The organism is Neobacillus notoginsengisoli, from assembly GCF_003515685.1.
In the GTDB taxonomy this organism is placed as follows: Bacteria; Bacillota; Bacilli; order Bacillales; family Cytobacillaceae; genus Bacillus_D; species Bacillus_D notoginsengisoli.
Window position 1 is genome coordinate 61,926 of the sequence record NZ_QWEG01000005.1, and the last position, 13,173, is coordinate 75,098.

The following is a 13,173-nucleotide window of genomic DNA, read 5'->3' on the forward strand; positions in this document are numbered from 1 at the left end:
TTTGTCTATTTTCCTGGATGGTGACGGCGATGCTGCTAAAATGTGAGGGCATCATCATTAGGGCAACCGATTATGGCGAGACCAACAAGGTTGTCACATTGTATACAAGAGAATGGGGAAAGACCGGTGCAATGGCCCGTGGTGCCAAGAAACCGAATAGCAGGCTTGCAGCTATCACGCAGCTTTTGACACATGGATATTTTCTCATTCAGAAAGGAAGCGGCCTCGGGACGCTTCAGCAGGGGGAAATCATCTCCTCACTGAAGTCAATCCGGGAAGATATTTTCCTTACAGCATATGCAAGCTATTTTGCGGAACTTACCGATAAGGCGACCGAAGACCATAAACCGAACCCGTATTTATTTGAGCTATTGTATCAAACATTCAATTATTTGAATGAAGGAATTGATCCGGACGTTCTGATGTTTATTTTTGAAATGAAAATGCTCAATGTCCTTGGGCTTTATCCAGTCCTGGACCAATGCTCCGTTTGCGGCAGCACAGACGGGCATTTTTCTTTTTCAATTCGGGAAGGCGGGTTCATCTGCCACCACTGCATTGAGAAAGACCCGTATCACTTCAAGATTTCTCAGGCAGGCGCACGGTTATTAAGACTTTTTTACTATTTTGATCTTTCAAGGTTGGGAAATGTTTCAGTTAAAACGGAAACGAAAGAAGAGTTAAAAAAGGTCATCTCCGCCTATTATGAGGAATATTCCGGATTAAATCTTAAGTCGAAAAAGTTCCTGAAATCAATGGAAAGTTTCCGGGACATGGTCTAATCGGTTTGACAATCAAGGCGTTTTTCGCTACTATTTTAGTTATAGCTTAAAATTTCATAATTGCTGAGAGGGAAAAGAGTACCTGCTACTTTCTGTGAAAAGCGAGTCCGGGATGGTGCAAGCCGGATGACAGGAACCCAGGGAAGGCATTCCTGAGCAATGCTTATTAAAGAGGCTGTTATTGCAGCAAATAGGGTGGAACCGCGGGTAAACTCTCGTCCCTATGCTTTCTGGCATAGAGACGGGAGTTTTTTATTTTTTGCAAGGGGATTATTAAATATTTCCCTGATTACAACTCAAAATAAATTTTAGTAATCCAGCTTCAGCGCCTAGCCCCTCGAGGTCTTAAGCCAATTCCCTCCGGAGGGCAGGCCCGTCCTCGGAAATGCTCGCATTTCCTTCGTGCGTGGGCGAATTCGGGGATGCTATTCAGTGTCCTGCGGGACTCGTCTTAAGCTTGTCGGGGCTGACCAAGGCGCTTACGCTTTTTATTTTGCAACAGAAATACATAAAAAAATTAAAGGAGTAATAGCCATGAGTATTACGATGGAACAAATTGTCTCCCATGCAAAACACAGAGGATTTATTTTTCCGGGATCTGAAATTTACGGAGGCCTTGCTAACACATGGGATTACGGACCGCTTGGCGTTGAGTTGAAAAATAATATTAAAAAAGCCTGGTGGAAGAAGTTTGTTCAAGAGTCCCCTTATAACGTCGGTTTGGATGCCGCCATCCTGATGAATCCTAGAACGTGGGAGGCGTCCGGCCATATCGGAAATTTCAATGATCCGATGATTGATTGCAAAAAGTGTAAATCCAGGCACAGAGCGGATAAAATTATTGAAAATGCCCTTGATGAAAAAGGAATTGAGCTTGTTGTTGACGGGCTTCCTTTTGAAAAAATGGAAGAGCTCATTAAGGAATATAATATTGCCTGCCCTGATTGCGGGAGCAAGGAATTCACCGGCATAAGGCAATTCAATCTAATGTTTAAAACGTCCCAGGGTGTAACAGAGTCGAGCGCGAACGAAATCTTCCTGCGTCCGGAAACAGCCCAAGGGATTTTCGTAAACTTCAAAAACGTGCAAAGAACGATGCGTAAGAAACTCCCGTTTGGGATTGCACAAATAGGAAAGAGTTTTAGAAATGAAATTACCCCAGGGAACTTCACGTTCAGAACAAGGGAATTCGAACAGATGGAACTGGAGTTTTTCTGTAAGCCTGGTACAGAGCTTGAATGGTATGCGTATTGGAAAGACTTTGCTGAAAAATGGCTGGTCGGTCTTGGATTGCGCAAGGAAAATCTAAGGCTCCGCGATCACTCGGAGGATGAGTTGTCGCATTACAGCAATGCAACAACTGACTTTGAATACAAATTCCCATTCGGCTGGGGAGAGCTTTGGGGTGTTGCGTCAAGGACGGACTATGACTTAAAACAGCATATGAACTATTCCGGTGAGGATTTCCATTACCATGACCCTGACACAAATGAGAAGTATGTTCCTTACTGTATAGAGCCTTCTCTCGGGGCAGACAGGGTGACACTCGCCTATCTGATCGATGCATACGAAGAAGAGCAATTGGAGGATGGGACTTCTAGAACTGTCATGCATCTGCATCCGGCTCTTGCTCCTTTCAAGGCGGCTGTTTTGCCATTATCAAAAAAACTGTCTGATTCTGCTCGGGAAATCTTCGAAACTCTTTCAAAGGAGTACATGGTCGACTTTGATGAAACAGGCTCTATCGGCAAGAGATACCGCCGTCATGATGAGATTGGGACACCATTTTGCATAACGGTAGATTTTGATACAGCAACTGACCAAAAGGTTACAGTTAGAGACCGTGATACGATGGAACAGACACGTCTACCTATCAATGAGCTGGAAGCTTTCTTAAAGGAAAAAACACAATTCTAACAGCGACTCTTTGTAACACTGTGAATGGGCGGTGAGGGACATAGAACTAAATAAACGGCAGGATCGTATTTTGGAAATAGTGAAAGAAAATGGGCCTATAACCGGTGAACAAATTGCGGAGCGGCTGAATTTAACAAGGGCCACGCTTAGGCCTGATCTCGCCATCCTGACGATGGCTGGCTACCTTGACGCCCGGCCAAGGGTAGGGTATTTTTTCACAGGCAAGTCCGGAGATCAGCTTTTATCCGAGAAGCTGCAGAAAATCCCTGTTAGTAAGTACCAGTCAAGGCCTGTGGTGATAAACGAAAATGTGTCTGTGTATGATGCAATTGTTACAATGTTTCTGGAGGATGTCGGTACTCTCTTTGTTGTGGACGATAATTCCATACTTGCCGGCGTCCTTTCCCGGAAAGACCTCTTGAGAGCAAGCCTAGGCAATCAGGAGCTATCCAGTTTGCCGGTCAACATTATCATGACGAGAATGCCGAACATTACTGTATGCCAGAAGGACGATCTTCTGACCGATGTTGCAAAAAAGTTGATAGACAGGCAAATCGATGCGATTCCGGTCGTTAGGGAAGCAGAAAAGGGCCTTGAAGTGACCGGCAGAATTACGAAAACAAGCATTACTAGGGCATTTGTCTCGCTTGGGAACGCGGAATCAGAATAAGCATACTTAGGAAAAGGGGAATGGAAACAGCCATGGACCAGCCAATCATCTATGTCGTATCCGATTCGGTTGGAGAGACTGCCGAGCTTGTTACGAAAGCGGCAATCACTCAATTCAACGGGAATCATATTAAACTAAAAAGGTTTCCGTATGTGGAAGATACGGAGCATATTGATGAAGTCATTTCGCTGGCTTCTTTTGATAAAGGAATGATTGCTTATACATTAGTAAAGCCGCAGATGCGTTCCTATATGAAGGAAAGAGCACTCGCTGCGGGAATCCGGGCGGTTGACTTAATCGGGCCACTGATGGACGAAATTCAGGCACTTTCAGGGAAAACGCCATTATTTGAACCCGGCCTAGTCAGGAAACTGGATGAGGAATATTTCAAGAAGGTTGAAGCGATTGAGTTTGCTGTCAAATATGACGACGGCAGGGACCCAAGAGGACTAATGAAAGCCGATATTATCCTGATTGGGGTTTCCAGGACTTCTAAAACTCCTCTTTCCCAATATCTTGCCCTTAAACGTCTGAAGGTTGCGAATGTCCCGCTTGTTCCAGAGGTTGATCCTCCAGAGGAGCTTTATAAAGTACCGCCTGAGAAATGCTTTGGCTTAAAAATAAGCCCGGAAAAGTTGAATCATATTCGCCGCGAACGGTTGAAATCACTCGGCTTAAACGATAGTGCAAGTTACGCCAACATTGCCAGGATTAAAGAAGAGATTGCCTTTTTTGAAAAGATCATTGAGAACATAGGCTGTCCTGTCATCGATGTAACCAATAAAGCGGTTGAAGAAACAGCCAATGTAATTCTGAGCAAGGTACGAAAATAAAGAGAAGAAAGCACATGACCAGGGGCCATGTGTTTTCTTACTTTTTTCCATTGAGTGAAGCGGTTGGACGTATGAGGTTAAAAGTGCAAGATATTTTAATGGTAAAAACTCTATAAATGTTCTATAATAAAAAATTGTGATTAAAATAAAGAAATTCAGGTTTAGAGTTACTGTTGGAGGAATAAACTATTTATTGTCAGATGTCAAGAAAGGGAATAGAAAAAAATTCGACACAATCTCCGATAATCTTTACATGCAAAGAAGGAATTTCCGGGGGGATGTAGAATTAGTACTAAGGAAAAAAAACAGCCGACAGTATTTGTGGATGCGGATTCGTGTCCTGTAAAAGAGGAAATCGCACATGTAGCGTCCGATTTTTCTGTCTCGGTCATTTTTGTTGCATCTTATGCCCATACTGTGAGAAACCCGCTTTATTCAGAGTGGGAATGGAGATACGTCGATTCCAGCCGGGAGGCAGCTGACCTTTATATTATGAATCATTCCTTCAAGGGTGACGTTGTGATTACCCAGGATATTGGGCTAGCTTCCACTCTTCTTCCTAAAGGGGTTTATGTATTGTCCCCCAAGGGAATTTTATTTGAGGACAAAGAAATCCAAACCGCTCTGGACATTCGTTATTTAAATGCAAAAGCCAGGGCAAGAGGAATTTATGGAAAGGGGCCATCCCCATTTACGGAAGGAGAAAGAAAACGATTCGTCCGGGAACTGGCCAGCGTCCTTTCAGCAGCAACAGGCTGCCAGACGTTGGATTGAACTAGTACGCTGATATGGAGAGGTTTTTATGGCAGAGCGTATACCCGAAGAGAAAATCAATCAGATTCGCCAGTCTGTTGATATAGTAGAAGTGGTCGGTGAATATGTGCAGCTGAAGAAACAGGGCCGTAATTACTTTGGCCTTTGTCCATTCCATGGAGAAAATTCACCATCCTTTTCCGTTTCACCCGAAAAGCAGATTTTTTACTGCTTCGGCTGCGGGACGGGAGGGAATGTTTTTTCTTTTTTAATGGAATTGGAAGGAGCCCCCTTTACTGACGCTGCAATGAAACTTGCTGCCAGAGCAGGGATTGAACTTGAAATCCAGCAAACAAATGATTCGGCCAAAGCGGGGCAAAAGCATCTGCAGCCATTATATGAGGCTCACGAACTGCTAAATAAATTTTACCACCATATTCTTGTAAATACAAAAGACGGACAAGAAGCATTGGAATACTTGCTGTCCAGAGGGTTTACAAGGGAGTCGATTGATAAGTTCCAGATAGGCTATGCTTTGGACTCGTGGGAGTTTGTCACAAACTTTCTCCTTAAAAGGGGCTTTAAGCCTGAGGAGATGGAAAAGGCCGGATTAATTATTAAAAGGGAACGCGATGGAACTTATTTTGACAGGTTTCGAAATCGGATCATGTTTCCTCTTTTTGACCAAAACGGTAAAACGATTGCTTTTTCAGGGAGGACAATGGGAGGGGAAAACCCTAAATATCTAAACAGCCCTGAAACAGCAATCTTTAATAAAAGTAAAATCCTGTATAATTTCCATTTGGCAAAGCCGGCCATTCGCAGGCAGAACCATACTGTTCTTTTTGAAGGGTTTGCCGATGTCATTTCCGCAGATTGGGCAGGCGTGGAAAACAGTATTGCTACGATGGGCACCTCCCTGACCCCAGAGCATATTGCCTTAATCCGGCGCAATTCGCAACAGGTGACCGTCTGTTTTGATTCAGATCACGCCGGAATAGAGGCCGCATTCAGGGCGGGAAGCCTGCTGTCGGAAGCGGCAATTGATATCAGAATCGCCATGATGCCGGATGGACTTGATCCTGACGATTACATTAAAAAATATGGTGAAGAGAAGTTCCGGAAAGAAATAATTGGCGGCAGCCTTACATGGATGTCATTTAAACTACTGTATTACCGACGGGGGAAAAATCTTCAAAATGAAGGAGATAGGCTTGCCTATATCGAAAAGATAATAAGCGAAATAAGCATTCTGCCCAATGCGGTTGAAAAAGACCACTATTTAAGGCAGCTCGCAGATGAATTCTCCCTCTCACTGGATGCTCTGAAGCAGCAAATGACGGTTTCAGGCTCCCAGAATAAAAAGCAGGAACGGCGCCAGCTTCCTAAACAGGAGCACTTCACCCCGAGGATCGCAGCCGAGTTGAAGCCTGCCTACTATAACGCGGAGCGGCATTTGATTGCGCATATGCTTCGAAACAGGGAAATTGCATATAAAATACAGGAAATGCTCAAAGGAAATACTTTTAATCATGATGATCATCAGGCAATCATTACTTACCTGTTTGGTTATTATGAGGAAAAAGAACAATTTGAGCTGGGAGTTTTCTTGGATTATATAAAGGATGAGAAGCTTAGGAGGATGGTTGCTGATATAGGAATGATGAGCCTCAATGAAGAACTGGGCGAGCGGGAACTAAATGATTATATTAATCAGGTGTTGAAATATGAAAAGATGTTAAAAATAAAAGAAAAAAGGGCTCAGCAAAAAGAGGCTGATTCCCAAAAGGATTACCCGCGGGCCATACAGTTGGGTAAAGAAATACTTGATTTGCAAAGAACTTTATAAAGCAGTGGAATTAGCGTGAATTTTGAAGGAGGGGGACCTATGGCTGAGAAGTCAGCACGGTCAAACGAGGTCGAAACTGAACTGACCGTTGAACAAGTAAAGGACCAATTAACAGCACAGGGTAAAAAAGTTGGCCACCTTGCCTATGATGATATAGCTGAAAAGCTGGCAAATTATGAACTGGATTCCGACCAGATGGATGAGTTTTATGAATTCCTTGGTGATCAGGGAATAGACCTGGTCGGCGATAGTGAGGAGGCGGACCCAACCAACCAGCAGAACACAAAAGAAGATGAGGAATTCGATCTCAATGACCTGAGTGTCCCTCCAGGTGTAAAAATAAATGACCCTGTCCGCATGTATTTAAAGGAAATCGGCAGAGTCGACCTGCTATCTGCGGAGGAAGAAATCCAACTTGCTAACCGGATTGAGAACGGTGACGAGGAAGCGAAACGCCGGCTCGCAGAAGCGAACCTCAGACTTGTCGTCAGCATCGCAAAACGGTATGTAGGCAGAGGGATGCTATTTCTTGACCTGATTCAAGAAGGGAACATGGGCTTGATTAAAGCCGTTGAAAAGTTCGATTACCGTAAGGGCTTTAAATTCAGTACGTATGCAACTTGGTGGATTCGCCAAGCGATTACACGCGCCATAGCAGATCAGGCTAGGACAATCCGGATTCCGGTCCATATGGTAGAAACCATTAACAAACTTATCAGGGTGCAAAGGCAGCTTCTGCAGGATTTGGGCCGCGAACCAACACCTGAAGAAATTGCGGAGGATATGGACCTGACTCCCGATAAGGTCCGGGAAATCCTTAAGATCGCCCAAGAGCCTGTATCACTCGAAACACCGATTGGTGAGGAAGATGATTCCCATCTTGGGGATTTCATCGAAGACCAGGATGCGACGTCGCCTTCTGATCATGCAGCCTTTGAACTGTTGAAAGAGCAGCTTGAGGATGTGCTCGATACGTTAACCGACCGCGAAGAAAATGTTCTGCGCTTAAGGTTTGGACTTGACGATGGCCGGACCAGGACACTTGAAGAAGTGGGCAAGGTCTTTGGCGTAACAAGAGAACGAATCAGGCAGATTGAAGCTAAAGCGCTGAGAAAGCTCAGGCATCCAAGCCGGAGCAAGCGGCTTAAAGATTTCCTGGAATAAAAACAGACTTAGCTTGTCTCATAATGAGGCAGGCTTTTTTTGTCCCACCTTAAGAGAAGATTTCCGTGACCTTGTGATTCATTTTACTGAATGGCAATACCAATTGCAAATCGAGAAAGGACAAATTTATTTTTCTTTAACCAGAGGTTTTCCAAAAGTTTAAATGTTGAGAAAATTTAACCCTCACCATATAATGGGTAAGAAAGCGCATACATTTTGGTTGGAGGGGGAAACATGGATTTCAATTTGACGCCTGAGCAGGAAATGATTAAAAAAATGATAAGGGAATTTGCTAATGAAAAGGTTGCGCCTGGTGCTCTCGAGCGGGACAGAACCAAGCAATTTCCGCTTGATATCTTTAAAAAGCTTGGAGAAATGGGTGTAATGGGCCTTCCCTTTCCCGAAGAATACGGGGGCGGCGGCGCTGATACGATTAGTTTTGCCATCGTCACGGAAGAATTGAGCAGAGCCTGCGGTTCAACCGGGATCACCTATTCTGCCCACATCTCGCTTGGCGGGGCTCCAATCAATATGTTCGGCACTGAAGAACAAAAACAAAAATATCTCGCACCTATTTGCACAGGTGAATCATTTGGGGCATTTGGCCTGACAGAGCCAAATGCAGGCTCTGATGCTGGAGGAACCAGAACGGCGGCTAAACTCGAGAATGGTAAATGGGTTATTAATGGGAGCAAATGCTTTATCACAAATGCCAGTTTCGCAAAGCACTTGGCCTTAACGGCCGTAACTGGTGAGGTTAACGGGGAAAAGGAAATCAGTGCCATCATCGTTCCGACTGATGCAGAGGGTTTCACAGTCATTGACAATTATGAAAAAATGGGGCTGCACTCCTCCAACACAACTGAGCTTGTGTTGGAGGATGTCAAAGTTCCCGAGGAAAATCTCCTTGGAAGAAGAGGGGAGGGCTTCAAGCAATTCCTGATTACGCTTGACGGAGGAAGGATTGGGATCGGAGCAATGGCAGTAGGGATCGCGCAGGCTGCTTATGAGAAGGCGCTGCACTATTCAAAAGAGCGAAAACAATTTGGAAGGCCGCTTTCTGCATTCCAGGCAATCCAATTCAAGCTGGCCGATATGGCGATGAAAATTGAACTTGCTAGAAGTATGGTTTATAAAGCTGCATGGTTGAAGGATCAGGGTAGGGCTTTTACAAAAGAAGCTGCTATGTGCAAACTATACGCCTCGGAAATTTGCATGGAAGTCACTGACCAGGCCGTGCAAATCCATGGCGGATATGGCTATATGAAAGAGTACCATGTTGAACGGTACATGAGGGATGCCAAGCTGCTCGAAATAGGAGAAGGAACGTCAGAAATCCAGCGCATTGTCATCGCAAGGGAAATTGGCTGCTAGTACGCAGCCTTTTCCTTTCTTTTTAGGGATGATAGTATTGATTTTTAACTGTGTTGATTGAAACGGAGGACACCGACTCCTCGAAAATACTATCGCATTTTCTTCGTGCAAAGCCAATTCGAAGATGCTGTTTTGTCCTGCGGGATGTACGGCAAGGTGGAGACCCCACAGGCGCCCTGGCGCTGAGGAGGCTCCACTGACGCCCCGCGGAAAGCGTGTGCCTCGTGACAGGCAAAAACCGCCTGTCCCTGCGATGATTATACTCAGAAGCTTTCCTTGCGAAGTGGAAATCAACAGCCAATTTAACAGAACCATAACTAAAAGTGACAAAAGTAACTTAAATACTTTTCCTTCTGATGGTTTTCAGCTAAAATAGAAGTTGTTTGCATCATATATGATATAGTTCGTACATAAGGGAGGGGTATTACATGAAAAATCCAGTCGTTCCATTTATTATGATCATGGTTCTGGGAATCGGGTTAATGTTCATTCTTTCCTTCAAAGGGCTCGGTGACATGAAGGAAGTAGCCGAAGGGGGTAAGGCCGGCGGTGAAAAAACTACTGAAGTGGCAAAACCCGAAGATCTATACCAGGATAAGGGCTGTATAGGCTGCCATGGTGAACAGCTTGAAGGGAAAAGCGGCCCGAAACTGAGCGATGTCGGCTCAAAGTTAGATGAAGGGGAAATTAAAGACATTATCGTGAATGGTAAAGGTTCCATGCCTCAAGGTCTTGCTACGGGAGCAGATGCAGACGCCCTCGCAAAATGGCTTGCGGATAAGAAATAAACGTTTTAATGAAGAGCTGCCGTTTGTTTGGCAGCTCTATTATTTTCTTTGTCCTTTGCATATGTGAAGGACTTTTTTTATACTTGATTCATTAAAAGTAATGGAAAAGTGGTGCATAACTTGAATGCTCAGCAACTATCAAAGAGGCTTGCCGCTGTTGCAGCCTTTGTTCCAAAAGGCGCGAAGCTAGCGGATATCGGATCTGACCATGCTTACCTTCCCTGCTATCTTGCAAAAAGAGAGTTGATTTCTTCAGCTGTTGCCGGGGAAGTCGTTGAGGGTCCTTTCCTGTCCGCCCAAACACAGGTACAGGCTGAAGGGCTGCGGGACATAATTAAAGTAAAAATGGGGAACGGCCTGGAGGTTATCCAGCCTGGCGAAGCCGACTGTATCACAATCGCCGGCATGGGCGGGACATTGATTACCGAAATCCTTGAGGCGGGAAAAGCGAAGTTGGGCGGAGTCAACCGGCTGATTCTGCAGCCGAATATTAGTGCAATCTCCATAAGGGAGTGGCTGTACAACCATGGATGGGAATTGATTGAAGAGGCGATTCTTGAAGAGGACGGAAAAATTTATGAAATCCTGTCCGCGGAAAAAGGGAACCCCCGTAAGCCGTACGGTGAAAATGAATTGGAAAAAGGCTTATTGTTTGGCCCGTTTCTCCTAAAGAGTAAAAATGAAGCGTTTATTAAAAAATGGACGCTTGAGAAAGAAAATTGGCAAAGAATAGCCAGGGAGCTCGACAAAGCAAAGGCGACCGAAGAAACGGACAAAAAAAGAGAGGAAATCCTTCGAAAGATTAGGCTTACAGAGGAGGTACTAAACGATTGAAAAAAATAAACGGTCATGAACTCATCGGCCTTCTAGAGGCCTTCTCACCGAAAGAGTACGCAATGGAAGGGGACAGGATAGGACTGCAAATTGGCAGGCTTAATCGTCCTGCAGAACGTGTTTTGATTGCTCTTGATCTCGTTGAAGAGGTTGTTGATGAGGCAATTGAAATAAATGCTCAGCTTATCATCGTCCATCATCCGCCGATTTACCGGCCGCTCGCGAAAGTTGCGACGGATACAGTGCAAGGCAAGATCATCGAAAAACTGATTAAGCATGACATTTCCGTCTATGTCGCGCACACAAACCTTGATGTGGCAAAAGGCGGAGTGAACGATATGTTGGCAGATGCGTTAGGGCTGCAAAATCCTGAGGTCCTCGTCCCCACGTTTGATGAAAAACTAAAAAAGCTGGCCGTATTTGTTCCTGTTGATCATGCCGATGCAGTGAGGAAAGCGATAGGGAGTGCCGGAGCGGGGGCGATTGGAGAATACAGCTTTTGTTCGTTCTCATCGGAGGGAACAGGAAGATTCCTTCCGGGCGAAGGTACAAATCCATTTATAGGCCAACAAGGACAAATTGAAGAAGTAGAAGAAGTAAAGGTAGAAACCATCATACCCGACAGGCTCGTAAAGAAGGTAATATCAGCAATGCTGAAGGCCCATCCATATGAAGAACCGGCATACGATCTTTACCCGCTGGAAAACAAAGGGGAATCTCTCGGGCTTGGAAGGATTGGCACGATAGAGGAAATGACCCTGGCCGAATTTGCGAATAAAGTAAAGGCGGACTTAGACGTTGAGAACGTCAGAGTTGTAGGAAACTTAGATGCCAAAGTAAAAAAAGTTGCCGTTCTAGGCGGGGATGGAAACAAATACTTTTCACAGGCAAAGTTCAGAGGCGCCGATGTTTATGTGACTGGAGATATTTATTACCATGTCGCCCATGATGGCCTGATGCTAGGGTTGAACATGATTGACCCTGGGCACAATGTGGAAAAAATCATGAAAAAGGGCCTTGCTGCTGTCTTATCCCAAATGTGTGAAAAAGCGGGATTTGACGCTGAAATCATCGCATCTGAAATCAGTACTGATCCGTTCAAGGTAGTATAAAAACCAACAAACCCGGCCACAATTGGCCGGGTTTGTTGGTTTTATAAGCGAAGTGCGGGATTTTTAACTTTTGGCAGAATCCTGGATAGGGGAACGTTCTTATCCCTGGCCCATGTAGAAGGGTCTTCAGGTTCATATTTCTCAAGAAAGGCAATGACTTCTTTTGTGATCGGTGTTGGCGTAGAGGCGCCGGCGGTCACGGCAACTGTTGATGCCCCTTTCAGCCATTCGAGGTCAAGTTCGCTAATATCAGCAATCCGGTAAGCTTTTGTCCCTGCTATTTCCTCAGAAACCTGCGCCAGCCTGTTGGAGTTGTTGCTCATCGGATCACCAACTACAATCAGGACATCGGCTTGCCCAGCTTGCTCGGCAACTGCTTCCTGCCGTACTTGCGTGGCCATGCAAATTTCTCTGTGGACTTCAACATGTGGGTATTTTTCCTGGACTTTTACCATTATGTCCGCGACATCCCATTGGCTCATTGTTGTCTGGTTTGTCACAATTATTTTATCATGCTCAATTTCCAAAGCTTCCACGTCGGCTTCGGTCTCAACGAGAAAAACGGTTCCTGGTGACGCGACCCCGACAGCACCCTCTGGTTCAGGATGGCCTTTTTTTCCGATATAAATAACTTTATACCCTTCGGCTTCCTTCTCATGAATCAATTCATGCGTTTTCGTCACATCCGGACATGTCGCATCAAGAGTGACAAGCCCTTTTTCCTTTGCAAGGTTTCTGACCTCGGGTGAAATGCCGTGAGCTGTGAAAATCACAGTTCCTTTATCAACCTTCTCGAGGATCTCCCGGCGGTTGTTTCCGTCGAGGGTAATAATTCCTTCATCAGCGAATGCATCTGTCACATGCTTATTATGAACAATCATCCCTAGGATGTAGATTGGGCGGGGAAGAGATTTATCTAATGCCGCATTCCTCGCGATCACCATGGCATCTACAACACCATAGCAATAGCCGCGCGGTGAAATTTTAATAACTTTCATTTTAACAGCCTCCTATAAAGTGAAACTTCAATCAGTGGGGGTTTTCCACTGATTGTTAGTCGCGCAAAGCCCGATTGATCTTTCTAAGGGCTGAAGCCC

The 13,173-nt window shown here is 45.0% G+C and carries 12 protein-coding genes and 1 other annotated feature; of the genes, 11 read left to right on the forward strand and 1 reads right to left on the reverse strand.

Annotated elements, in window-relative coordinates; all coding sequences use genetic code 11:
* Window positions 1-29 precede the first annotated feature (29 nt).
* From recO to D1B31_RS08785, 11 genes are all read left to right on the forward strand, one after another.
* The gene (gene recO / locus D1B31_RS08735) at window positions 30-782 is read left to right on the forward strand and encodes a DNA repair protein RecO (protein ID WP_118920400.1); all 753 of its coding nucleotides are present in this window, start codon (window positions 30-32) and stop codon (window positions 780-782) included.
* Window positions 783-838: 56 nt separating this feature from the next.
* Window positions 839-1,008: a binding site (T-box leader), on the forward strand.
* Window positions 1,009-1,316: 308 nt separating this feature from the next.
* Complete coding sequence (locus tag D1B31_RS08740; protein ID WP_118920674.1) at window positions 1,317-2,699, forward strand: glycine--tRNA ligase; 1,383 nt, start codon at window positions 1,317-1,319, stop codon at window positions 2,697-2,699.
* 31 nt (window positions 2,700-2,730) lie between these two features.
* Window positions 2,731-3,369 carry a transcriptional regulator CcpN gene (gene ccpN / locus D1B31_RS08745; RefSeq protein ID WP_118920401.1) on the forward strand — a complete coding sequence of 213 codons (639 nt, stop codon included), beginning with the start codon at window positions 2,731-2,733 and terminating at the stop codon, window positions 3,367-3,369.
* A 32-nt stretch (window positions 3,370-3,401) separates the two neighbouring features.
* Entirely contained in the window at window positions 3,402-4,202 is an 801-nt protein-coding gene (locus tag D1B31_RS08750; RefSeq protein WP_118920675.1) for a pyruvate, water dikinase regulatory protein, read from the forward strand.
* 321 nt (window positions 4,203-4,523) lie between these two features.
* A complete protein-coding gene (locus D1B31_RS08755; protein WP_118920402.1) occupies window positions 4,524-4,976 on the forward strand; it encodes a YaiI/YqxD family protein in 453 nt (150 codons plus the stop codon).
* Between the two features lie 28 nt (window positions 4,977-5,004).
* Window positions 5,005-6,804: a DNA primase gene (gene dnaG / locus D1B31_RS08760; RefSeq protein ID WP_118920403.1), complete on the forward strand. Its 1,800-nt coding sequence runs from the start codon at window positions 5,005-5,007 to the stop codon at window positions 6,802-6,804.
* A gap of 39 nt (window positions 6,805-6,843) precedes the next feature.
* Entirely contained in the window at window positions 6,844-7,968 is a 1,125-nt protein-coding gene (gene rpoD, locus D1B31_RS08765; RefSeq protein ID WP_118920404.1) for an RNA polymerase sigma factor RpoD, read from the forward strand.
* A gap of 234 nt (window positions 7,969-8,202) precedes the next feature.
* Window positions 8,203-9,342 carry an acyl-CoA dehydrogenase family protein gene (locus D1B31_RS08770; protein ID WP_118920405.1) on the forward strand — a complete coding sequence of 380 codons (1,140 nt, stop codon included), beginning with the start codon at window positions 8,203-8,205 and terminating at the stop codon, window positions 9,340-9,342.
* 428 nt (window positions 9,343-9,770) lie between these two features.
* Window positions 9,771-10,130 carry a cytochrome c550 gene (gene cccA, locus D1B31_RS08775; RefSeq protein WP_118920406.1) on the forward strand — a complete coding sequence of 120 codons (360 nt, stop codon included), beginning with the start codon at window positions 9,771-9,773 and terminating at the stop codon, window positions 10,128-10,130.
* Between the two features lie 120 nt (window positions 10,131-10,250).
* Window positions 10,251-10,964: a tRNA (adenine(22)-N(1))-methyltransferase gene (locus tag D1B31_RS08780; protein ID WP_118920407.1), complete on the forward strand. Its 714-nt coding sequence runs from the start codon at window positions 10,251-10,253 to the stop codon at window positions 10,962-10,964.
* Entirely contained in the window at window positions 10,961-12,076 is a 1,116-nt protein-coding gene (locus D1B31_RS08785) for a Nif3-like dinuclear metal center hexameric protein (RefSeq protein ID WP_118920408.1), read from the forward strand. Before D1B31_RS08780 ends, D1B31_RS08785 begins: the two co-directional genes overlap by 4 nt.
* Window positions 12,077-12,117: 41 nt before the next feature.
* Here the strand turns inward: D1B31_RS08785 and D1B31_RS08790 are convergent, their stop codons facing one another.
* Window positions 12,118-13,074: a 4-hydroxy-3-methylbut-2-enyl diphosphate reductase gene (locus D1B31_RS08790; RefSeq protein ID WP_118920409.1), complete on the reverse strand. Its 957-nt coding sequence runs from the start codon at window positions 13,072-13,074 to the stop codon at window positions 12,118-12,120.
* Between the last annotated feature and the right edge of the window lie 99 nt (window positions 13,075-13,173).